Source organism: Roseobacter sp. HKCCD5988 (assembly GCF_037830355.1).
In the GTDB taxonomy this organism is placed as follows: Bacteria; Pseudomonadota; Alphaproteobacteria; order Rhodobacterales; family Rhodobacteraceae; genus M30B80.
Genome location: NZ_JBBLYJ010000002.1, coordinates 225,952 through 247,199, shown reverse-complemented (window position 1 = coordinate 247,199; position 21,248 = coordinate 225,952). Strand labels below are relative to the sequence as shown.

Sequence of the window (21,248 nt, the reverse complement as noted above, 5' to 3'; positions counted from 1 at the left end):
AGATTACGGATTGGTTGACCCCGTTTTACGTTGCGCATCACGCACTAACGCAGCAAAGCGATAAATGCCGTGCACCATTTTTGTATATGGCGTAAGTAGAAAAAACGTAAGAACTGCGCCTAGGTGGACCGCCAAAGTCAGCGGCATTAAGGCGGTCTGGCCAAGAATATACAAAACGAGGCCACTGGCGGCCACAAACCCCAATAGGGCAATGAACCCGAATTCCCCATTGCGCGCCGCCATTGAGCCTAAATTGGGATCAGCTTTAAGTTTGAGGCGGAATAACCAAATAGCGCCCCATGTTAGCATCAGGCCGCCAGGCATACCCAAAAGTTTGGGCAACGAGAAAAAACCGTGTGGCGCTGGAAGGCCAAAGATGTAGTGGAGAATGGTCCCTGAGGAAGTGCTCGCAAAGCACAGCAAGAATCCGTACAAAACTAATTGATGAGCAACGCGCCTTGCTTGGGTAAAGCGGTCTTCGTCTTCAAAATTGCAGCCCTCGCCATGCCCACCAGCCAGATTATGCATAGTAGCAGCAGCGCGGAGGGCATCGTAAATATGGATAAGTTTAATGCGCGTTCCGTCTACAGCCAGCCAGTACCGACGCAAACTTACTGTGAGGCTGGTAAGTGGCAATACGAAGGCAGGTGCAAATATTAAAATCATTAGGTCGTGAGAGATGAACGCGTAAAACCCTTCTCCATTGCCTCGCCCAAGCCATTGGGTCACAACGAAAAAAGCAGAGAAACAAAGACTGGTTGCAAGAGCGATGGCCATCCCATTTTTTTGAAAATGGGTTGCGACAAAACGCGGATACGCAAAAGCCTCCCAGCTGTCTTGCCTGACCTCTGCTAGCGCGGCTGGTAGGTTTAGGTCAAACTCATGCGGAGCCGTATACTGGCACGCGTAGTAACAGCCACGGCAATTGTGACAGAGATTTGCCAATTGTATGATTTCTCCGTCAGAAAACTCTCGATTGCTATGAAGCGAAGGGAAAACTGAGCAGTAGCCTTCACAGTAGCGGCATGCATTGCAAATTTCAGCCTGCCGGCGCGCTTCTTCCTTCATATCAGTTAACATACTTTGCAGCCTCTTTCCCGGCGATACGTCCGAAAACGGTACCGATAGTCATTCCAAACCCCGCTAAATATCCTTGGCCCAGAATGGATCCGGCCATTGTCTCACCCGCAGCCCAAAGGTTGCTTACCGGGCGATTGCCAACGCTACATTGCGCGTTCTCGTCGACCTTCAAGCCTAGGTACGTGAATGTGACTCCAGTGCGTAGCGAGTAACCATAAAAAGGTGCTTCTATAATGGGCCGTGCCCAGTTGGTCTTTGGTGGTTTAAGGCCAGATGTGCTTACACCATCCAATTCTGTCGGACGAAAGCCAGTAGTATCACCACAGCTTGCATTGAATTTGTCTACCGTAGCTCGCAGCTTTTGTGCGGGTAGATCCATTTTTAATGCTAAATCCTCAATCGTGTCCGCTTTGATCGGTGGGAAGACGGACGGCATGAACAGTTCAAGTGACTTTGCATCGATGATCGCATAGCCTATTTGCTCAGGTTGAGCGGCGACCAGCCGGCCCCAGATAGCATAACGTTTGGGCCACACGTCTTCGCCTTCATCGTAAAACCGTTCAGCATTCTTGTTCACGACAATCGAGAAAGGTACACAATCAAGCCGTGTGACGATACCACCATCGTATTTCGGCGAACGTCCATCTATAGCAACAGCATGGCATTGTGTCGGGTCTCCCACTTGCTCTAGCCCCTGGCGGAGCAAGTCGTCTAGAACTACACCACGATTGTAGGGCGTGCCTCGGATTAGAAAATTCTTTGCAGCGGGGCCCCAGGCACGTGCGAGCCAATCGGTGTCCGCTTGAAATCCGCCTGATGCTACCACAACAGCCTTTGGCGATAGTCGATAAGATTGCTCGTGCTGAATGTAGTCGAGATAGATGACTTCGCCGTCATCTATTTCAAGATGGGTAACACTCGCATCGTATTTGACATCTACTCCCAAATTTTCAGCCGTGCGGTAATACGCATTGATAAGAGCTTTCCCGCCACCGAGAAAAAAGGCGTTTGTCCGGGCAAGGGACAACGTGCCGGATAAAGATGGCTGAAATCTTACGCCGTGTCTCTCCATCCACGGCATACATTTCTCGGATTGGCGAATGACCATTCGTGCAAGGCCTTGATCGGTTTTGCCGTTTGTAACTTTCATTAGATCGTTAAAATATTCATCTTCGCTATAGCTTTCGATTAAAGGCCCTAACGGCTCGGAATGCATGCATCGAAAATTACGCGTATGACGAGAGTTCCCCCCGCGGTAAGCCTTTGGCGCAGCCTCTAGAATTAAAACCCTTGCGCCAGCCTCAGCGGCACTAATCGCAGAACACAGTGCTGCATTTCCACCTCCAATCACGACAATTTCGTAGGACTCTGACGCTCTAATAATCTTCAATTTACACCTTTTGGAAAATTAAGGATTTGAAAACACCATGTCTGATCTATCGGCAAACCGGTTAGTAAAGCACAAGCAATCAAAGTGCATTTATACCGAACTTGAGTATCGATAATTGTTGTTTTTTATTAAGTAACATTCAGTGGTCATACTTAGACGCAGTTTCAAGCATAGCATGTATCACTTCCGGCTTCGGTTTTGGAGATTTTGGGTAGGCAGTTCTACTGTGTGATAGGTTTAGGCCGAACAAAGCCTCAGCCATAGCATATGTAAGCGGACCTGGGTTTATAACTGGGACAGGTAGCGCCTCAGCCAAATGCATGTGGGCTTGATGCATAGTGGTTGAGCCTAAGACTATGACATCAGCTCCGTCTGTTTCGATGCATTGTAATGCAAGTTTTGTAAGAGCTGGGAAGATGTCGGATTCTTTTCCCGTCAACAGGCTTTGGTTATTCGGCGTTATATCTAATGCTCTGATTGACGCGCAGGCATGGGTTATACCAAGCTCATCGAGCGTCTTTGTGTAGAGGTGCTTCCAGTGCGGCCACAGGGCAATAATTGAGAAACGTTTTCCCAGCATCATCGCCATTAGAAGCGAGGCTCGTCCGGGACCAATAACTGGTATAGTCAATTCAGACCTAAGGGCCGCCACCCCACTGTCACTCATCGTGTCAATGCATACTGCGTCAAATCCCCGTTTTTCGGCTTCTAGACCAGCCTCCAAAACTCCTATCTCAGCCAGCGCCATGTCTGAGGCGCTTACGTAATTTTGTGGCGCTAACTTAACGGATTCAAACGTAAAAGATATGTCTGGGCCTAACTTTACAGCATTCAGCTGTTCTTCTCTCTGGCTGCGATTTTCTGGCGTCATAGGGAATGGAACAATTACAAGAACAGACTTCATTTTGGCACTCCAAACGCAGTGATTTTATTGTGATTTTTTTAATTTTAAGTAACATTAAACCCAAATTTTTGAAAGGCTACACCTATGAAGCATATGCTGAATTTTGCCGAGTTTCTTGCACAGGCTTCAGTTCCAGATGATGTTTTAAATAAAACGGCATTGATCCTTTGTGACAGTATTGGCGCCATAGTCGGGGGAGCGGAGGAGTTAGAAGTTCGTTCGTTAACTGAAAAGTTTTCGTCCCGATCTCATGGCCCTGCCGTAATTATCGGTTCAAAAAGTTTAACTGAAATAAAAGTTGCTGCTTTTTTAAATGGCACTGCTGGTACGACCCTTGAAATGGATGAGGGTAATCAATTTTGCAAAGGCCACCCCGCAATGCATGTCATTCCAGCGGCACTAGCGGAGGCTTCGGTTCAAAAAATATCTGGAAAAAAACTGCTTACAGCAATTACGCTGGGGTATGAGGCTGCAGCGCGAGTTGGAATTGCAACGTCTTTACGGCCTTCGATGCATCCACATGGCACTTGGGGTGCAATTGGGGCAGCAGTAGCGGTGATGCATCTAAGAGATGGTAGCGAAACACAAATTTATGAAGTTATGAATATTGCGGCAAACCTTGGCCTTACAACCTCGCGCCAAACGATGTTGGAAGGTGGGACAGTTCGAAACGTTTTTGCGGGTATTTCAAACAAGATGGGTTTGATTGCAGCAGATCTAGTAGAAGTGGGATATTCAGGTGATCGCAACGGGGTAGGGCATGTGTTTGGATCTGTCGCCTCTGATAGTTTTGATGACAGTGCACTTTCAGATCAACTTGGAGAACGTTGGGAAGTGATGAGAAACTATTTCAAAATGCACTCTTGTTGCCGTTACAATCATGCGGCGTTGGATGTGATCGAAGCTTTGCAGGTCAAGCATCCCAGCATGTCGACTTCTGAGATCAAAAAAGTAGAAGTATTCACCTATGGATTGGCAGTAGAGCTAAATGATCCTGCACCGCGAAATGTTTTAGCGGCCAAGTTTTCTGTTCCATTTGCGGTAGCCACCACGCTCATTAATGGATCAAGCGGAGTAGATAGCTTCACCATCGATAAAGTCGGTGATGAGCTGATCACAAAGTTGGCGTCAAAAGTAAGAGTTTTTGAAGATAAAGTTATGAGTGCACAGCTACCCAATAAACGACCTGCGAAGGTAAAAGTTTACCTGAAGGATGAACGCATTTTGGAGGCCAGTACTGAAACCAATCGCGGCGATTGGGCAGACCCCTATAGCATTGAGGATATCAAATCTAAATATCATTCGCTTACCAAGCGTTCCTGGAGTCTAGAGCAGTCTGATGACGTTTGGAATGCAATAATGCGGCTTGAGAAAGCGGAAGATTTGTCAGAGCTTTTTGATGCTCTGTAGAGTTACCGCATATTGATCGGCATCTTATTAATCTGATGAATATTTCTTTTCCGCTGCGTCGTATTCAAACTTTGCAACCAATCTCTGACGTTCTGCAAAATCAGAAAGGCTATCGATCACCTCGCTTACATCGCCTGTTTCTTTAAGTGACTTGAGAACATTACTCATCGCACGCATTGCAGCTTGCAAAGGAGTATTTGCGTAAAGAACTATTGAGTAGCCTAGGTCAAAGAGATCTTTTTGGTTTATGAGAGGTGTTTTGCCACCCACGACCATATTGGCTACCTGAGGTGCAGATAGTCGTTTCGTGATCTCTTTCAGTTCTTCCACCGTCTGCGGAGCCTCAACAAAAGTCATATCAGCTCCAGCCTCAAGGAACGCTTCTGCGCGATCTAGCGCACCATTAAGTCCCTCGATAGACCTCGCATCGGTGCGAGCGATCACCATAGTGTTTGGATCATTTCTGACGTCGCAAACCGCTTTGATTTTATTCACCGCTTCGCTGAGTGGTATGATGGATTTCCCTTCAAAATGCCCACATTTTTTCGGAAAAACCTGATCTTCCAATTGTACTGCGAAAGCTCCAGCACGTTCGATAACGCGCATGGTGCGTTGCGCGTTCAAAGCATTTCCGAACCCAGTATCTATATCGACAATTAATGGCTTATCGGTAATCTCAGAAATCGCTGAAGTTGTGTAAGCAAGCTCTGTGAGGGTTACCAGTCCTATGTCGGGTGCTCCGAGATAAGTATTAGCAATACCAGCGCCTGTAACATAAATAGCTTCGAATCCAGTGTCTTCAATTATCCTTGCGGTCAGAGCGTTTCCAGCACCCGGCACGATGAGAGCACTACGTGACATGCATAGTTCACGAAATTCTCTGCGTCGCTGTTCCAAAGTTTTCTGATCTCTAAGATTACTCACCTAGTTTCTCCTTGAACCATTGTGCCGTAAGCTACGCACGGATTTTTGTACCGCCTTATATGAGTGCCATAATTCATAGATTGATATTTAATTCTCTTGAGTCATGCTTTGTGTTGTAAACTTTCGAAAGGAGTGAAGATTTGGCCGAACTTGTACTTACTGGTGGGAATGTCTGGCTCGACCAAAAAGGAATGGTTGCGGCTGATATTGTAATCTCCAAAGGCAAAATTAGTGCGATCTTAGCACCCGGAACTGGGACTGGGGAAGAAGTTATCAACGTAACCGGCACGACGATTTTGCCAGGCGCGATCGACGCACACATTCATCTCGGGCATGGTAGTGATATTTCCCGCCCAAGGTTGCCTAGCGATGCAATGACTGAAACCGCTGCAGCCGCGTGTGGCGGGGTCACATGTTTTATCCCATATATAATGAGCTCAGAACCATATACTCCGGTTTTTGATGAACTTAAATCTGTCACTGAAGCTGGAGCTAGAATTGACTTTGGATTTCATTTTGTCATTGCCACTGAGGCACAGCTTTCAGAAGTTCCATTTCTTTGCAGTAAAGGATCACCCACCGCTAAACTATTTATGAATATCCGTGGTGACGAAGGCGCCCGCTTAGGTTTGCCAGGTACAGATGACGGATTTATGTATCGGCTTTTAGAAACTCTTGCTGCCGAGAACGGCATGTTGTGCCCCCATCCAGAAAATATAGAGGTTGCGTGGGTTTTAAGAGACCGTGTGATGAGGAGAGAAGGTCCTGACAACGATAATTTGGCAGCTTGGAATGCCACACGACCTCCATTTGTAGAGGCCGAGGCATTATCGCGCGCTTCCTATTTTGGGAAAATTACGGGCTCAAAAGTGCACGGTGTGCATACATCGTCTGCAGCCGCTCTTGAGGCTGCAGTCATGCAGCGAAATGCAGGCTCCGATGTGTCTATTGAAACATGCATACAATACCTGCTTCATGATGTTGATAGTGATATCGGTGCCCTTGGTAAGGTCAATCCGCCCCTGAGAATGGCGAGTGACCGGGATGCGCTTTGGGCGGGTATTGTTAATGGCCAGATTGATACTATTGCGACCGATCATATTCACCGCCCAATAGAGTCTAAACAGGGTGGCATATGGAAGGCGCAACCAGGATTTCCTGGCCTTGATACTTTTATACCGGCTTTGTTGACGGCGGCAAAGGAGCGTTCAATTTCTATTGATAAAATCTTGCCACTTATTAGCCGAAACCCAGCGCGCAGGATGGGCCTTAAGAATAAAGGCCGTATTGAAGTGGGTGCTGATGCGGATTTCGCGATTGTAGATATGAACGCTCGTTGGAAAGTTAGTAACGGCTCTTTAGCCTCTGATGCTGGCTATTCCACGTTAGAAGGGCAAACAATGACTGTAAAAGTTATACATACATTGTCTCGTGGAGTGTTCGTACTTAGAGATGGTGACTTGACTAACGATAGCGTGGGGAAGGGGCGCTATGTTCCCCGCATGCTAGCTCCAGTATCACACGTTACTTAAGCCGAGCTCGCACGGCATAAAGGCGTCCATTTAGGGCATCATCGTTCAAAAGAGGTGTTGCATCTCCAGTGGGATATCGGCCAATACCAAGTTCCTCTTCGATTTCGAAACGGCTTGATATCCAATTTTTTAGTTCACAGGCCTCAATTGGGGTGAACGGCCCTTGGTTTGGAATTTGAGCTTTGGACTCTTTATCGCGCCACAGTTTACCATATTGAGAAGCCATATTTCGGCTACTTACAACCAAATGACCGTCTTTTTTAAGTACACGGGCCACTTCATCTAATAATCCTTCAGGATCGGGCAAATGCTCAAGGATTTGCGGAATGACTACTAAGTCTATGGTGCGATTTTTATGTAAAAGACGTCCGTCGGGCATTAGTTCAAATGAGACGTTATCAAGCGCTATCCCCTCTTGAACCAAGCGCTCTCGAATGAACGTCAAGTTGTGAGTCGAAAGTTCCGCTACTGAAAGTTTGCATTTATTCCCCAAGATTTTGCAAAGCGCTGTTGTTGATGTTCCTCCCCAAGGCATGATTTCAAGCGCCCGACCATCACGAATGGTTGGCAGCAGACTGTGTTCGACACTCTGAGCCTCACCTTGTCTGTTTGAAACATACACATTCGCCAAGGGAGATTTGGCCCACACGGCGTACCCTCTAAAATCCGCAATCTGAGCTAATGACCAATTTCCAGGATCCCATTCAGCGAACGGGTTAACGTTGTTAGTAATCTCGAAATACGGATAGTCATCGGCAGGTATGACTGGGTAAGTCGCGTTTGACGGACGATCAAAGTGTTCCCATGAAAAAACCTCATTCACGGGGCGGCGTGGTGCTTTGATAACTGGAGCGCTATTCTTAGCTTTTCCGATTGCTAGTGCACCCTGAATTTCAAAATTTTTTGGTATTTTGAGAAAACTTCGTAACTCATCCTGATCGCCAATCCCGGCGTTCCATATGCATTGATAGCCGCGCAAATGTGCTGATAGCATCATATGGTAGCAAGCGCCTGCGACTGACTGAACAATAGAAAAATTTCCATGAGTCCAGCCTTTCTGAAAGCACAGGTATATTAACGCGCTGCAATATTCGAAATGGTGATTTCCACCAGAAATTTCCCTCGCGTGTTTCTTTCGCTCTGGGTCTGCTACAACAATGAAATGCCAATTTTGTTGATTGCAAGAAGATGGTGCTTGAAGGCCGTCCGCAATAATTTCTTCTAGTTCCATGGGGTCAATAGAAGAGCCATCAAAGTCGCGACATGAATATCGCTCAGCTAGTCTGTATAAAATCTCTGTGAAATGTGGATGTTTGCGATTTTTTTCGTGTGTTTCGTTGGGATCAATTAGTGTCAATTTTAGCTCCCAGTTTACTGCAGTTTGCGAAGGTTCTAGCCCCTAAAAATGCCTGTCGGCGACAAATTCCATAGGTTGACGAAGTTAACATTTCAGCATGCTCGAGATGTTCTTGATGGACTGAAACTGAGTAATTTCTAGAAGAGAGTTCCAAAAATCATTGCGTGTGCTCTCATCTAATTTGCGTGCCGTATTTTCTAAGAATTTTTGTTTTATCAAATTAGGCTCGACCGGTCTGTTCGCGGTTCCCTTGACATCATGTATGGTGATGTCCGCCACACTTGAGTCTTTCCTCTTAACTCTAACATACGCAGGAAAAACATTGGGGAAACCTGAGTTTTTCATTGGTGTCCACTCAATTTTTTTTGCTAATTCAATAACTGGCTTGGAAGGCTTTTTCTCAAATGAATGAACGTCAATTTTTCCTTTTATAAGTAGTAACGCTATACAATATGGCAGCGCCCATTTTGCATCATAGCCGGATAAGGGGTTCTGTTTTCTGTCCCATGGTTCACAGATTAAAGGCGCTTGCGCGTTTGCCACTTTTAGATGGATCTTATCCACGTCACGCGCAGTCAAGCCATCCTGCATTAGCTGTTCGATCGCCTCCAAAAAGGGGTGAATATAGTGACAACAGGGATATAGTTTAAAGGCAGCGTTCTGACTGTGCCAAACTTGGCCCAGATCTCCCAATTGATCCAATAAATTTCCTGAAGTTCTAGCAAATGATTTCATAACCCCCAGAGGGTTTTCAAGAATTCCAGGCGGGCCCGTCATGCCCGATTTACTCAGCTGTACAGCTTTTATTCCAATATGGGCGGCCCAACCTGGGTTCAAAGCCTTAACGCTTGAACCATTTTCTAAAAACGCAAGAAGGCCTGATGCTTGTGACCCAGCGATTCCGATAGCATTTTCCGTTACTTCTTGGCTTAAGCCATGCAGGCGACATGTTATCGCAGCGGTCGCGATCGGACCGGCAATAGATGTCACCTGAAAACCATTTTTTTGGAACATGCCAGGGGCAGCTAGGCCAATTCGTATCATTATTTCGTATGCTAAAATATACCCTATTAGCATTTCAGCTCCGCTGCAATTTGCCTCCTCTGCAGCGGCTAAAGCTGATGGTGCAGCAACCGCGCTTCCGTGGATTACCGAGCTTGTGTGCGTGTCATCATACTCAAGAGAATGGATTAACATCCCATTTAGTAATGCAGCGTCGGCTGGTGACGAACTATTGCCACCGATACATGTTGCCGATCCCCCTTTGTCTACAGAGCCATACCATCTTTTTTGCATGGTTCCTGCAGAAGCTGCTAATCCTACCCCAATGGCGTCTGCAAAATGCAATTTAGCAGACTCGATAACGTGCGTTGGAATGTCATTTTCTTTCACAGCGGTGGTGAAATTTGTGATTAAATGAGCTGCGGACATCATTGCATATTGATTTCATGCATTGCGCGTAATCCACCGTTGCGACCCAGTACCAGCGCTGTGATTAATCCGTTTCCAGAAGCATAGCCCATAGCCCCTTTGGCACCGCTTATCCCTGCCGCAGCTCCCCCGCCAGCAAATAGGTTTTTAATAATACTTCCGTCTTTACGCATCACACGTGCATGGTTATCGACCTTCAAGCCACCTTGAGTATGAAATAGTCCAGGCTTCACCTGGACGATGGCATAAGGCGCTTGTAGCGGTGCCATTTCAAACTTTTTGCGACCATACAAATCATTTGCACTGCCTGTTGCAGCTTTGTTGTAAGCTCTAATGGTTTCTTCAAGGGGCTTGGTCGGTAGATTGGCTTTCTCGGCTAAACCTTGGAGAGAGTTCGACCATTTGATCGCCCCCATATTGGACATTTCAGCATATTCCTCTTCAGCCAAGGCGATTGCGTGTATTTGCTCGTCGTATACTGCCCAAGCGAATTCGCCTTGTTTACGCACTTGTGCCGCGAACCCCGAGTAACCATCATCTTCGTTGCCAAACCGCTCACCATCACTGCCAACCAAAACTCCACCCTTTTCGATTGTCGTCCAGCTGAGCAATTGGCCTTGTGGGTAGGCGACTGCTGCATATCCTTGGTAGGCTGCCATGTTGCCGAGATCTGCCCCAAGTGATTGACCCCATTCAATGGCATCACCAGTGCTGCCGGGTGCCCCAAAATATTCCACGTTAGCAATTTCCGGACAAAATCGTTGGACCAATTCACGGTTTGCAGCGAAACCATTAGTCGCCAGTAGGACCTTTTTAGAGAAGACATCTACTCCCGCAACCACGGCTCCAATAACGTCTCCATCTTTATTTGTTAGAAGCCGCTCCGCCGAATTACCTACCGCTAGGGGAATATCACGTTCTTCCACAAATTTAAGCAAGTCATCTACCAAGTCTTGTCCACGCCGCGACTTTGGTGCGTGTAATCTTTCAACTGAGTGTCCAATATGGCGATAGTCGATGATTAGTTCCATTCGAGCGCCCAAATCATCAATCAGCCATTCGCATAAGCGGCCGCATTCATGCGCTATCAGTGACGTAATATTGTTTGCATCATGATCCCCCGCAATTGCTGTGAGATCAGATATCATCTGTTCAGGGCTGTCTTTTATGCCTGCGGCAACTTGAAAACGCGATCCAGCTCCTGGGATTGAACCCGTAGATAATGATGAGTTGCCCCCCGGTGTTGCGCGCTTTTCAATAATAGCTACGTTTCCGCCCGCGTCATGAGCAGATATGGCTGCTGCAAGCCCACATGCACCCGCACCGATGACCAAAAGATCCAGATGGTCACTCATCTTTTGTCATCCACGCGACATTTTCCTTCCAACCCTTGGCAAGGACTTCTGGTTCTAATTCCAGTATCTTTTCAAGATATGCGAACATATTGGGGTATGGATCAGAGACGATATCTTTTATTTTTTGACGTATTTCGCCCGGAGTGAATGGAAGATCTGGACCGCCTCGGGCGCTCAACACTTCGTGTGTCAACGTCCGCCCGTCTTTCAATGTCCAAGTTACTCGCGTGGGGCGATCATTGGGCCATTCGGGAATTGGCTCGTAAGGTGACGTAGAGACCCTATGCCTTAATGAAACTACACTGGGCTCCGATAAGACTTCTGCCGAAAATGCTGCAAATCCTCCCTCGCGTTTTAAAGCGGATGCCGCGGCGATATGTTGGATAGAGAACTTCCCGGCAATAGTCGTGGTAGGATCTGGATTATCCATAACACGAGCTTTTTCATGCGTCTCAAGATGAATGGTTTGTATTTCTGATGGATCCGCTTGCTCGGCCAATTTGAGGTTAGCTTCAATCGTTGCATGGCCATATTGGCAGCATGCAAAAACTTTATGGTATCCGTCAGATATGGCCCAACTTTGGCCTAAATCTGAACATAATTCATCTGCATTAGGCTTGGCGCCAAATGCGTCAGCATAAACATCGTGTAGTGCCGTTGGCAAACCAACTATGCCGTGAGTGGCCCAGTCTACTGAACGCAAAGCGGTTTGCGCTGCTATCCCCGGCCAGATGTTTCGACAAAGAGAGCCTAAGATTGGATGCGTGTATGGGCCAGGAACAACCATGGTTGCTGCACTAGATATAGCTCCAACGGTTGTGCTTTGTTCAGTGCGGCGGAGGGCACAAACTGCTGCCGCCGCTCCCACAGCGGCGAGTGAGCCATGCGGATGCAACACCAGATTAGGAAACGTAAAAGCCCGGGCCACACGGGCAACGGTTTCATAGCCAAGAACAAGAGCCCTGAGTAGTTCTTCAGTTGTGTGGTTTTCAGCTTCTGCTTCGGCCAGCAAAGCAGGCAAACAATAAATGCCTGCATGGCATATGACGCGTCGATACCCTTCATCGAGCTCGGCCCAGTCTGACGCACATCCGTTCGCGAGAGCAGCAGAATAGCGATCTAGTTTTTGCCCTTTTCCGTTGAAAAGCGTTGCTTCTGGTTTTCCTGCACTTACAGCAACGCCTTCTTGAAGAGATTGAAGTTCAGGTTCGTCGCGTGCTGCAACCATCGCCCCAATATCGTCAGAAAGAACCAATGAGGCTCGCTTTTGAACTGGAACCGGGATATCTTTCCATTCTGTTGTTGATGTGAAAGCTACTAATTTCTCTAAAGCACTCGCTACAGATTTTGCATGCATTTCACACCTCCGTTTTAATAAGACTGATTATTTCGGAGGAAGTGTGAACGTCCGCATATTTGGCATTCATGTCCCACAGGTTTACTGCATGCGAAGTTGGTGACCGGTCATAAACAGCATCGTCAGGTACTAATGCTTTAAAATTGTACGCGAAAGCATCAGTTACAGAACTCCTTATGCATCCGCTCGTGGTGCAACCGGTCACAACAAGAGTATCCACATTAAGGTCGATTAAGTGGCTGACCAAAGGCGTGCCGAAGAATGCGCTTGGATGTTTTTTGGGTAATAGTATGTCGCCCGAAATTGGTGCAATTTCTTCAACAAATTCGTAGCCTTTTGAGTCAATCCCCATGATTGATGGAATTTTCTCGGCTAGTCGCCCTCCATCAGTAGCTAGATTTTTTGGCGCAACGTGAGGATACAAAATTGGAAATCCCCTATCTCGAAAAAGTGATACCAGCCGTTTGATATTCTCAACAGCGCTCCATCCGACATCACCGCAGGATGTTGGATACTCCTTAATAGCCTCCCAATAGGGCTTTGGCGTCGTTCCAATTGTGCGGTACTGAACATCGATAATCAGTAGGGCAGGGCGTTTTCCTATACTTCCTTGACCCCCAAAACCTGCTTCTTTGTAACGCTTTTTTTCATCGTCAGTGATTACTTGGTCCCAGGCTGCCATTGCACGCACTCCAGATCATCATAACAGGACTGAAGGCGAAGTTGACGGAACTGATTACATCATGTCAAGTCACACAGTTGCGGATGATATCTCGCTTGAAGAAAAAATTAAAAACTGAACGATCCAAGGCGATCACGTTCAAGCAATGGAAGTTCTTGATATGAACAATGAGCAACTGATTAATTTGGTGTTAAGATATTTTTCTGCGGTTGATAGAGAGGATATTGATACTCTTCTAGGAACGCTGACCAGTGATTGCTTATTTACGGTCGAAACGCACGGAGTGCGGTTGCAAGGGCACGATGCAATAGAAGGCATGTTCCGCAGGTTATGGAATAGCCATGCTGCGGTTTTACACCATGAGTTTGAGTTCGTTTCAGATGCGGAGACAAACCGCATTGTTGCGCGCTTTCAAGTGGATAATACTGAACACGATGGAAGCCACACATTGAAGTCAAACTGTAACTTTTTTGAGGTGCGGGACGATAGGTTCTGTGCTGTTGCCGTGTATATGACAGGTGAAAATACGTTGGAATCCGCTCAATGACTTCAGGTGATTTGACTAAACTTTCTCAATCTTATTTTTACGCTTTAGACCATAAAAATTTAGTTAGGTTAGGTAACCTTTTAACCGATCAATGCGCCTTGATAATTGAAACGCACAATTTGCGTTATAGTGGCAAGACTGAAATATTAGAGCTTTTCAGAAGTCGCTGGGAAAATTCAAAAATAAGTGCAGTACATCATGATTTTAAACACATTGTTGATGTCCCCGCTAAGTGCATCGTAACAACTTTCAAGGTCACTTACTCTGGACCTGAAGCCCCGCCTGTTAAGTCAAACGCTAATATTTTTCAGATCCAAAACCGCTTGATATCAACAATTCAAATTTACATGGCTGGTGCGAACACAGTTCAATCGTAAGCTCAAGTATGTGAGAGTAGTTCCATTACTTCTTCGGTACTACGCACTTTACCAAACAAACGTTGAAAGTTGCGCATCGTATTGTGGTGGAGGTCCTTATGTGTCGTCGCGCAAGCATCTTCCACGACGGTGACATCGTAACCTCTATCAGCAGCTTCTCGCGCAGTCGTTTCGACGCACATATTGGTCGAAACGCCAGTTACAAAAAGAGCGTTGCACCCAAGTGTTCTTAGAAGATGATCTATTCCTGTAGATGCAAATGCACCAATGGTCGTTTTTCTCACGATGTGATCATTTGGGCCGGGTTTTAGTTCATCTATAATTTCGTGAGATCGCGACCCTATGAAATTTTTCATGTCTAGAAATAATTCACGCATGTGAACAGGAGCATCTCTGCAATCGGGCATCGCTGCGCCGATTGTGATATAGATAATATGGCCGCTGGCTTTCCGAATGGTGTCAATTAGGCGTAAATTGTTTGGAATTACCAATTCATGAATGCGTTGAAAGCGCCAATCTGTAATTGTTAAACCTTCGCTTTTCATGCGCTGCGCTAGTGGTCCATCTCGATGCCCAGTCGCATATTGCATATCCACAATAAGCAACGCCGACTTGGTTGGGTCAATAGGGCGCACATTGTTGTAGGCTTGAATATAATCGGCAGTCTCGAGAACATCAGTCACGTCTGATCTCCAATTTTTTCTATTGTAACGGGAAATAGCTGCTCTAGAGCGCTCCAGTCATCTAATTCTAAGAGGTGGTATATTGAAAAAGTAAAAGCCTCACCCGCATCTAATTCAGGTGGAGTAATCGGAAATGCCAGATTGCCTCCAGTGGCCGACCTTCCGGGGAAACCGAAATGCAACAATTGTTGTCTGAAAGTTGCCAAAACTAACTTAGCTTTTTCAGAATTTTCAGCGATACATTCACAAAGCAGAAAAATTTCTCGCGGCAAATTAACCGGAGGTTCAGGCCAATCTGTTACTCCGTCAATGCCGTAGTGCCTTATATTCAAACTCCACTCGCTGAATGGAATGATTTCCCTGACAACCTCTTCAACTTTATTTATTATATTTTTACTCTGCTTTATGAAATTGATGTCTGCATTTCCTGCGAGCATGACTGCCCGACTTCCCAGTTTTCGGGCGCCTTCTATTTTTATCCAGGGCTTGTCAGCGGCTTGCCAAGTTGCTCCTGATATTTTCACGCGCCTTTCGTCGATGGCTTCATATTTTGCATGTTTTAGGCATGCACGGCCGTTGGGTTCATGAATAAAGTAGGGATCAGACTGTTCGTAAAGTGCGTGGGCGGCTACGGATGTCGGAGTTGCGTGCATGGCCTCATTCATACTTTCGACCGTAAAACTGTCGCCGTCGAAAGTGGCGAGCATTGCATCACGCCCACCAGGTTCACAGCACAATGATGTACACTCAAGAATTTTCGCCATATGCACAGCAACGCCGGTGGGGAAGCCTAACATCTTTGGTATTACTGCAAACGGAGCGGTGTCGCATGCCCTTCCAGCTACAATCACGTCTGCTCCCAACTTTAATGCGCGTTCGAACGGTCCCATACCTGCTTGACCGACAATTACTTCGGTTTGTTTGAGTGTGTTTTCATCCAAGTCAATTGGACCAATGGGCTTAAGTTTTTGATTTAGCAGTGAGTGTTCAACTAGATCATGTGGGATGACGGAGCGGATGATGCCGAGTTTAAAATGGAGTTTGTCTTCGACGGCAATTTCTTTCAAAATTTTAAGAACAACGTCTAGATGAACGTCCGCTCCTGCTGTCCCTGCACTTCCTATTAGTAAGGGAACACCCAGCTGTTGCGCGCCATGAAGAACCAACCGCATATCGGAGCGTACTAAAACTTCCGGAGCTGCGATTTTGTCGGTTGCTAAATACGTTGGTCCTGGATCAACAGATCCCATATCTGCCGCTATAACATGCGGTTTAGATTTGATTCCGCGCTCAAAGCTCTTCTTGGGAATTCCAAAGCCAAGTTGCCCTGAAGCAGATAATATCCTTAATGGACCTGGGTTTTGTTCCCGCAATTTAAGCAGCCGTTCAAGCGCGCTCATACTAAAATCCCCAACAGTGGTCCATGCTGTTGACTGCCGTACACATCACGGTCACCTGGCGAACCGGCTATAATCTTACGCCTAAGAACTATCTTTATGGCTAAAGCAGTTTGATATGGAATGATTTCCAAGTCAGCGATTTTACAGCCATACCTCTGGCAAACAGAATTTGGCGTTAGTGATGAGAGGCCCAGAACAAATTCTTCATCAGTATTGAACAAAATATCTATTGTTAGCAGTGTGGGGCCTGCGTTTTTTGAACGGATAATTTTAGCGACATCTGCCAAACTCCTTTTCATGTCCATCCCCACAAGTGTCTCAAATGATTTGATACTTCACCCGCAGTAGCTTTCCATATCCCGTCTATGTTCGTTAAGTTTTGTAGCGCCATTTTAAGATATCTAATCCTATGTGGCTGTCCTATCACCCAGGGGTGCAGAGATAAAACAAATGAACGGCCGCCTTCTTTTGCGAGGCTGATTGCAGCTTCATTAACCAAATCAGGATACCTGTCGTTTGGCACTTTACGTAGCCATAGCGCCGTAACGTCATCCCATTCCATTTGGTTCGGGATAGATAGAATAGGAGGTTTCGTAGTCATCGGATATGGTTGATCATCATTCGGCCAATCAAGGATGTATTGATACCCCGCGTCGCTTAATAAATGCGGAGTCCTATCGCTTTCACCGCTGTCTGGGCCCAACCAGCCGATCGGCTTTATGCCTAAAACTCTTTCAAATGTGTCAGTGGTACGAGTTATTACTGCCCGTTCTTCTTCTTCATTCATCGCTGAAGACAGCATTCGTGTCTGTGCTTCACCGTGTGCCACAAATTCATATCCCCGGCCTCGGAATTCATTAACAAGTTCAGGGTAACGCGATAACGCCAATGAATTTGCAGCTACTGAGACCCTCATTTTGAAAGCGTCGAGTAATTTAAGAATTCGGAAAACGCCTACTCTGTTGCCATATTCTCTTTGAGTAAATGGTCTATATTCTGGGAAGTAGAAGCCATATTCCCCCGTAAATCTATTGTCCCTTATCGCTTGATCAGGTGGCTGCAATTCCCAATATTCCAAGTGTAAAAGGACTGTGACCGCAAGTTTTTTGTTGCATGGCCAGTCAAGAGGCGGCCTACGCGTGATTGGTGAAAACTCGTAAATATCATGATCCATTCCTCTACGGGGTTTTGTCATGATGCTTCTCTAGCTTTGTGCCATGCGATGTGATCAGCGCAATTTCTTAGGTACCAATCAGCAATTTCATCACCAGTGGCGATCCAAACTTTGTCATGTTCTTTGATGTACTCTAACAGCCGTGCGAGATGTCCTATTCGATGTGGTTGGCCCATCATGTACGGATGCAAAGCAAGGCATAAAACTTGTCCACCTTCGTCGTACAAAGTATCGAACGCGTCTTTAGCAAATGTGTAATAATCCAACGCCTCAAATTGCTGGCGATGTAAGATTGAGTCATTGTAATCCATTGAATATGGAATTGTGATCAAAGAACCCGTTCGGACCCTTAGGGGGAGAGGCTGATCATCATGGTGCCAATCGCAGTAGTAGGTTATTTTGGCTTCAGCGATCAGATCAGGCGTATTAAGCGTGTAAGATGCCGCTGGTGAGAACCAGCCGCGTAGTGTTTTACCGGTGAGTTCACCGTATAAAGTGACGGCCTCCTCAATTTCCGCTCTTTCCTCATGTTCTGACATGTCCCAATGGTACCTAGTATTATACATCCCATGGCACATGATCGACCAGTTTCGTGCGTCCATGGCCTTAAAAATTTCAGGATAATGGACCCAATTTGCCATTGATAATGAGACTGTTGCGCGTATTTCAAAACGGTCAAAAAGGTCAAACATGCGCCAAATTCCGACCCGATTTCCGTAGTCTCTTGTGCCATACCCAATTATGTCGGGGTGCTTCATTCGTGGCCATGGATCGCGCTTTTTGGATGGTCGCGGCAAGAATTCATAGTGCTCAACATTTGGCACTACCCAGATTGCAATTTTTGCATCATTTGGCCACCTAAGTTGTGGCCTTTCTGATATTGGAGAAAAAGGAGCTCTGTCTGCAGGATCGAAGTTGAACTCATTCAACATGCCTCTACTCCCAAATCAAAATTGATTATAGTTGACGCTAATTGGTATTCACTGTCAAACAATCCAATCAATATTTCTCTGCATCAAACGCCAACAAAAAAGGTAGAATATTAGGGTGGCGACACAATAATAACTCCATGAGGATGATATCGAAAATCTAGATTTCACTGGTCGCTATGGGAAGTGGATTGTACTAGCCGGGGTGTGGCTGATTTACTTTTGCTTTGGCATTAATATCGCCTCAATGGCCCCGTTGATCGCTCCGATAAGCGAAGAGTTGGGGGTCGGCTTTTCAAGTATGGGGCTGATACTTGGGGCGTGGCCACTTACTTACATCATTGCTTCGATACCATCCGGGATTTTGCTTGATCGGTTTGGTGCCCGTAGGATGCTTTTCGTAGCTGCTTTTATAATGGCGGCGTCGATGATTGCGCGTAGTGCTGCAGTTAATTCATTCCAAATGTTTTTCGCTGTTTCAATCTTGGGGTTTGGTGGACCACTAATTTCTGTCGGCGCCCCTAAGGTGATCGCTGGGTGTTTTAAGGGTCCATCGCGTGCAAGCGCGATGGGGGTATATGTAACTGGTCCATACCTTGGAGGACTGGTGTCTCTGTCTCTTATGAATAGTGTTGTTATGGTATTTGTGGATCAAAACTGGCGCGCTGCAATCTGCATTTTTGCTCTATTCACGTTGATGAGTGGCATGCTTTGGTTAATCGCCACAAATATTAAAGGTGTAAAAGTAGCTGAAGATGCAGACGGTAAAAAATTTAATTTATTGGCATTCTTCGAATTGATCGGTTTACGTCCTGTTCAACTTATTTTGTTAATGAGCGTGGGAATATTCTTTATCAACCATTCATTGAACAATTGGCTGCCAGAAATTCTGGTCAGCCGTGGCCTTGATCGAGTTGCAGCGGGATATTGGGCGTCAATTCCGTCAATCATCGGGATCCTCGGTGCACTAATAATCCCTCGGTTAGCTGTTCCAAAGTATCGTTTGAGTGTGATGGCAGGTCTTTTTATTGCCACATTTACAGCCAGCCTGTTGTTGCAGACCGATGCTGGTCCCTTAATGTTTATGGGCCTGTGCATTCAAGGATTGGCTCGCGGATCTATGATGACTGTTGCGATACTCATACTTATGGAAACGCCAAAAGTGCCTGCTGACCGCCTTGGGTTGGCGGGAGGGTTGTTTTTTACCGTTGCTGAAATTGGAGGTGTCTTGGGACCTGTCTCATTCGGTATATTGTCCGATTTGACCGGCTCTTTTGCCCCTTCACTCGCATTAGTGACCACGATAAGCGCAACGCTAATAGTCGTCTTGATCGCATTGCATCATGTTACACCGAAACAATATCAGTAATGACCTCCTATGTGAGAGCTGGTAGGCATTAAATTTTTTTAGGTCGCTTCAGCAAGCTATTAAGCCAGTACAGGCAATGGATTTCGATCTTGAGAGTCTATTGACAACTCCGCAGTGCGCTACACACTGTAGTTTGTATTAAATGGGCTTAGTCGTTGGATCCTACTGATCGGATTTCTTATGAAAAAGCATCCAACCATTTGATGACTGAAAGTTAACGCGGAGAAGTCCGCATAAGGTAAACGAAACAAAAGCTTGGCAGTAAAAGCCAGGACAATCAGGGAGAAGTTTTGTCATGAATATGATCAAGCTTATAGGTGCTGCGGCACTTACATCGGTTGTTTCGACAAGTGCGTTTGCAGACGTCACTTTGCGTTGGGGCCACTATTTGGGAGATTCCCCCTTCTTGCAGGCGGAAAAGGATTTCGCTGCTGCAGTGACAGAACGCACTGAAGGGCGTGTAAATATTGAAGTTACTTACGCGGGTGGCCTTGGCGGCGGTGCTGAGTTACTAACATTGGCTGGAAGAGGCGCAATTGATATGGCTTCAGTTGTCCCCGGCTACTATCCTGATCAACTTCTTTTCTGGAAAACCTACCAGCTGCCGTTTACGTGGGGATCGCCCCGTCAGGTGATGGAAATTGCAGCTTCTGCATATGAGGCACTTCCGCAGTTTAGAGCGGAGCTAGACAGTTTCGGCGTGACATTCCTCTTCCAACAGCCCCTAGGTTCATACTACATGACCGGTCCAGATGCTAATTGTGACAACGTAGCGGGCCTAGAAGGCAAGAAGATCCGCTCATTTGGCTCGGACATTCCGTTGGCTCATGAAGCTATCGGCGCTGTTCCCGTGAGCATCGGTGTTGGTGATATTTATGAGGCATTGGAGCGTGGATCGCTCGACTATTCGTTCATCAACCGAGGCAATATCCTAGCTAATCGTCTCTACGAACCTGGAACATATAGCTGTGGGCCAGTCATGTCGATCTCAGGGCACTTGATTGTAATCAACAGTGACAAGTGGGCTGAAATTTCTCCGGAAGACCAGGCTATAATGCTGGAAGAGGCTCGGATAGCGGGTTCAAATTATATTGATAATATCGAAGCAGCTGAAGCCGCTGCAGGCGAACAAATTGAAGCGAATGGCGGTGTGATTGTCCCATTCCCTGCTGATGAGTTCGCGGCATGGCAAGCGGCTGCACCTAATTTCCTTAACCGTTGGGCCGAAGACATGGCATCTCGTGGCCAGGGCGATGCTGCCGCGGAAGTCGTTGCCTACTTCAACGAACAAATCGGTGGGTAATACCTATCAAACGTTGGTTATGGCGGAATTCTTTTCGCCATAAC

General features: G+C 46.5%; 20 protein-coding genes. 6 read left to right on the top strand and 14 right to left on the bottom strand.

The window, feature by feature from the left end; all coding sequences use genetic code 11:
* Positions 1-3: 3 nt before the first annotated feature.
* From tcuB to AAC636_RS09280, 3 genes are all read right to left on the bottom strand, one after another.
* Positions 4-1,080, bottom strand: a complete 1,077-nt coding sequence (gene tcuB, locus AAC636_RS09290) for a tricarballylate utilization 4Fe-4S protein TcuB (RefSeq protein ID WP_340301286.1) — start codon at positions 1,078-1,080, stop codon at positions 4-6.
* A complete protein-coding gene (gene tcuA / locus AAC636_RS09285; protein WP_445322502.1) occupies positions 1,070-2,470 on the bottom strand; it encodes an FAD-dependent tricarballylate dehydrogenase TcuA in 1,401 nt (466 codons plus the stop codon). The genes tcuB and tcuA overlap by 11 nt, the downstream gene beginning before the upstream one ends.
* Positions 2,471-2,609: 139 nt before the next feature.
* Positions 2,610-3,374, bottom strand: a complete 765-nt coding sequence (locus tag AAC636_RS09280) for an aspartate/glutamate racemase family protein (protein WP_340254885.1) — start codon at positions 3,372-3,374, stop codon at positions 2,610-2,612.
* Positions 3,375-3,458: 84 nt separating this feature from the next.
* On the opposite strand from AAC636_RS09280, the gene AAC636_RS09275 reads away from it, so the two are divergent.
* A complete protein-coding gene (locus AAC636_RS09275) occupies positions 3,459-4,784 on the top strand; it encodes an MmgE/PrpD family protein (RefSeq protein ID WP_340301285.1) in 1,326 nt (441 codons plus the stop codon).
* Between the two features lie 27 nt (positions 4,785-4,811).
* Here AAC636_RS09275 and AAC636_RS09270 read toward each other — a convergent pair whose 3' ends face one another.
* Complete coding sequence (locus AAC636_RS09270; RefSeq protein ID WP_340254892.1) at positions 4,812-5,708, bottom strand: isocitrate lyase/PEP mutase family protein; 897 nt, start codon at positions 5,706-5,708, stop codon at positions 4,812-4,814.
* A gap of 140 nt (positions 5,709-5,848) precedes the next feature.
* Here AAC636_RS09270 and AAC636_RS09265 point away from each other — a divergent pair, with 140 nt between their 5' ends.
* Positions 5,849-7,240 (top strand): dihydroorotase, encoded by a 1,392-nt coding sequence (locus tag AAC636_RS09265; protein ID WP_340301284.1) that lies wholly within the window; start codon positions 5,849-5,851, stop codon positions 7,238-7,240.
* On the opposite strand, the gene AAC636_RS09260 is transcribed toward AAC636_RS09265, so the two are convergent.
* The 5 genes from AAC636_RS09260 to AAC636_RS09240 all read right to left on the bottom strand — a co-directional run bounded on the left by AAC636_RS09260 (position 7,233) and on the right by AAC636_RS09240 (position 13,422).
* Entirely contained in the window at positions 7,233-8,597 is a 1,365-nt protein-coding gene (locus tag AAC636_RS09260) for a nitroreductase family protein (RefSeq protein ID WP_340301283.1), read from the bottom strand. The two genes, AAC636_RS09265 and AAC636_RS09260, sit on opposite strands and share 8 nt — an antisense overlap.
* A gap of 84 nt (positions 8,598-8,681) precedes the next feature.
* Positions 8,682-10,031 carry an MmgE/PrpD family protein gene (locus AAC636_RS09255; protein ID WP_340301282.1) on the bottom strand — a complete coding sequence of 450 codons (1,350 nt, stop codon included), beginning with the start codon at positions 10,029-10,031 and terminating at the stop codon, positions 8,682-8,684.
* Positions 10,028-11,383, bottom strand: a complete 1,356-nt coding sequence (locus tag AAC636_RS09250) for an FAD-dependent oxidoreductase (protein WP_340254904.1) — start codon at positions 11,381-11,383, stop codon at positions 10,028-10,030. Before AAC636_RS09250 ends, AAC636_RS09255 begins: the two co-directional genes overlap by 4 nt.
* On the bottom strand, positions 11,376-12,740 hold the full coding sequence (locus AAC636_RS09245; RefSeq protein WP_340301281.1) for an MmgE/PrpD family protein: 1,365 nt from the start codon (positions 12,738-12,740) through the stop codon (positions 11,376-11,378). Before AAC636_RS09245 ends, AAC636_RS09250 begins: the two co-directional genes overlap by 8 nt.
* 1 nt (position 12,741) lies before the next feature.
* The gene (locus tag AAC636_RS09240) at positions 12,742-13,422 is read right to left on the bottom strand and encodes an isochorismatase family protein (RefSeq protein ID WP_340301280.1); all 681 of its coding nucleotides are present in this window, start codon (positions 13,420-13,422) and stop codon (positions 12,742-12,744) included.
* Between the two features lie 160 nt (positions 13,423-13,582).
* Here AAC636_RS09240 and AAC636_RS09235 point away from each other — a divergent pair, with 160 nt between their 5' ends.
* Both AAC636_RS09235 and AAC636_RS09230 read left to right on the top strand, forming a co-directional pair.
* A complete protein-coding gene (locus tag AAC636_RS09235; protein ID WP_340254913.1) occupies positions 13,583-13,969 on the top strand; it encodes a nuclear transport factor 2 family protein in 387 nt (128 codons plus the stop codon).
* Positions 13,966-14,346 carry a hypothetical protein gene (locus tag AAC636_RS09230; RefSeq protein ID WP_340254916.1) on the top strand — a complete coding sequence of 127 codons (381 nt, stop codon included), beginning with the start codon at positions 13,966-13,968 and terminating at the stop codon, positions 14,344-14,346. The genes AAC636_RS09235 and AAC636_RS09230 overlap by 4 nt, the downstream gene beginning before the upstream one ends.
* 2 nt (positions 14,347-14,348) lie before the next feature.
* Here the strand turns inward: AAC636_RS09230 and AAC636_RS09225 are convergent, their stop codons facing one another.
* The 5 genes from AAC636_RS09225 to AAC636_RS09205 are packed head-to-tail and all read right to left on the bottom strand — an operon-like array spanning position 14,349 to position 18,535.
* Entirely contained in the window at positions 14,349-15,029 is a 681-nt protein-coding gene (locus AAC636_RS09225) for a cysteine hydrolase family protein (protein ID WP_340301279.1), read from the bottom strand.
* The gene (locus AAC636_RS09220; RefSeq protein ID WP_340301278.1) at positions 15,026-16,429 is read right to left on the bottom strand and encodes an acyclic terpene utilization AtuA family protein; all 1,404 of its coding nucleotides are present in this window, start codon (positions 16,427-16,429) and stop codon (positions 15,026-15,028) included. Before AAC636_RS09220 ends, AAC636_RS09225 begins: the two co-directional genes overlap by 4 nt.
* On the bottom strand, positions 16,426-16,728 hold the full coding sequence (locus AAC636_RS09215) for a DUF4387 domain-containing protein (RefSeq protein ID WP_340301277.1): 303 nt from the start codon (positions 16,726-16,728) through the stop codon (positions 16,426-16,428). Before AAC636_RS09215 ends, AAC636_RS09220 begins: the two co-directional genes overlap by 4 nt.
* Entirely contained in the window at positions 16,725-17,624 is a 900-nt protein-coding gene (locus AAC636_RS09210) for a polysaccharide deacetylase family protein (RefSeq protein ID WP_340260030.1), read from the bottom strand. Before AAC636_RS09210 ends, AAC636_RS09215 begins: the two co-directional genes overlap by 4 nt.
* A complete protein-coding gene (locus AAC636_RS09205; RefSeq protein ID WP_340301276.1) occupies positions 17,621-18,535 on the bottom strand; it encodes a polysaccharide deacetylase family protein in 915 nt (304 codons plus the stop codon). Before AAC636_RS09205 ends, AAC636_RS09210 begins: the two co-directional genes overlap by 4 nt.
* Before the next feature lie 202 nt (positions 18,536-18,737).
* On the opposite strand from AAC636_RS09205, the gene AAC636_RS09200 reads away from it, so the two are divergent.
* The gene (locus AAC636_RS09200; protein WP_340301275.1) at positions 18,738-19,901 is read left to right on the top strand and encodes an MFS transporter; all 1,164 of its coding nucleotides are present in this window, start codon (positions 18,738-18,740) and stop codon (positions 19,899-19,901) included.
* Between the two features lie 295 nt (positions 19,902-20,196).
* Complete coding sequence (gene dctP / locus AAC636_RS09195) at positions 20,197-21,204, top strand: TRAP transporter substrate-binding protein DctP (RefSeq protein WP_340254938.1); 1,008 nt, start codon at positions 20,197-20,199, stop codon at positions 21,202-21,204.
* The last annotated feature ends 44 nt before the right edge of the window (positions 21,205-21,248 follow it).

What these genes read in the sequence shown, in the direction of transcription:
- tcuB (WP_340301286.1), bottom strand. Translation starts at nt 1,080, where the DNA reads ATGTTAACTGATATGAAGGAAGAAGCGCGCCGGCAGGCTGAAATTTGC.
- AAC636_RS09280 (WP_340254885.1), bottom strand. Translation starts at nt 3,374, where the DNA reads ATGAAGTCTGTTCTTGTAATTGTTCCATTCCCTATGACGCCAGAAAAT.
- AAC636_RS09275 (WP_340301285.1), top strand. Translation starts at nt 3,459, where the DNA reads ATGAAGCATATGCTGAATTTTGCCGAGTTTCTTGCACAGGCTTCAGTT.
- AAC636_RS09255 (WP_340301282.1), bottom strand. Translation starts at nt 10,031, where the DNA reads ATGATGTCCGCAGCTCATTTAATCACAAATTTCACCACCGCTGTGAAA.
- AAC636_RS09250 (WP_340254904.1), bottom strand. Translation starts at nt 11,383, where the DNA reads ATGAGTGACCATCTGGATCTTTTGGTCATCGGTGCGGGTGCATGTGGG.
- AAC636_RS09245 (WP_340301281.1), bottom strand. Translation starts at nt 12,740, where the DNA reads ATGCATGCAAAATCTGTAGCGAGTGCTTTAGAGAAATTAGTAGCTTTC.
- AAC636_RS09240 (WP_340301280.1), bottom strand. Translation starts at nt 13,422, where the DNA reads ATGGCAGCCTGGGACCAAGTAATCACTGACGATGAAAAAAAGCGTTAC.
- AAC636_RS09235 (WP_340254913.1), top strand. Translation starts at nt 13,583, where the DNA reads ATGAACAATGAGCAACTGATTAATTTGGTGTTAAGATATTTTTCTGCG.
- AAC636_RS09230 (WP_340254916.1), top strand. Translation starts at nt 13,966, where the DNA reads ATGACTTCAGGTGATTTGACTAAACTTTCTCAATCTTATTTTTACGCT.
- AAC636_RS09220 (WP_340301278.1), bottom strand. Translation starts at nt 16,429, where the DNA reads ATGAGCGCGCTTGAACGGCTGCTTAAATTGCGGGAACAAAACCCAGGT.
- AAC636_RS09215 (WP_340301277.1), bottom strand. Translation starts at nt 16,728, where the DNA reads ATGAAAAGGAGTTTGGCAGATGTCGCTAAAATTATCCGTTCAAAAAAC.
- AAC636_RS09210 (WP_340260030.1), bottom strand. Translation starts at nt 17,624, where the DNA reads ATGACAAAACCCCGTAGAGGAATGGATCATGATATTTACGAGTTTTCA.
- AAC636_RS09205 (WP_340301276.1), bottom strand. Translation starts at nt 18,535, where the DNA reads ATGTTGAATGAGTTCAACTTCGATCCTGCAGACAGAGCTCCTTTTTCT.
- dctP (WP_340254938.1), top strand. Translation starts at nt 20,197, where the DNA reads ATGAATATGATCAAGCTTATAGGTGCTGCGGCACTTACATCGGTTGTT.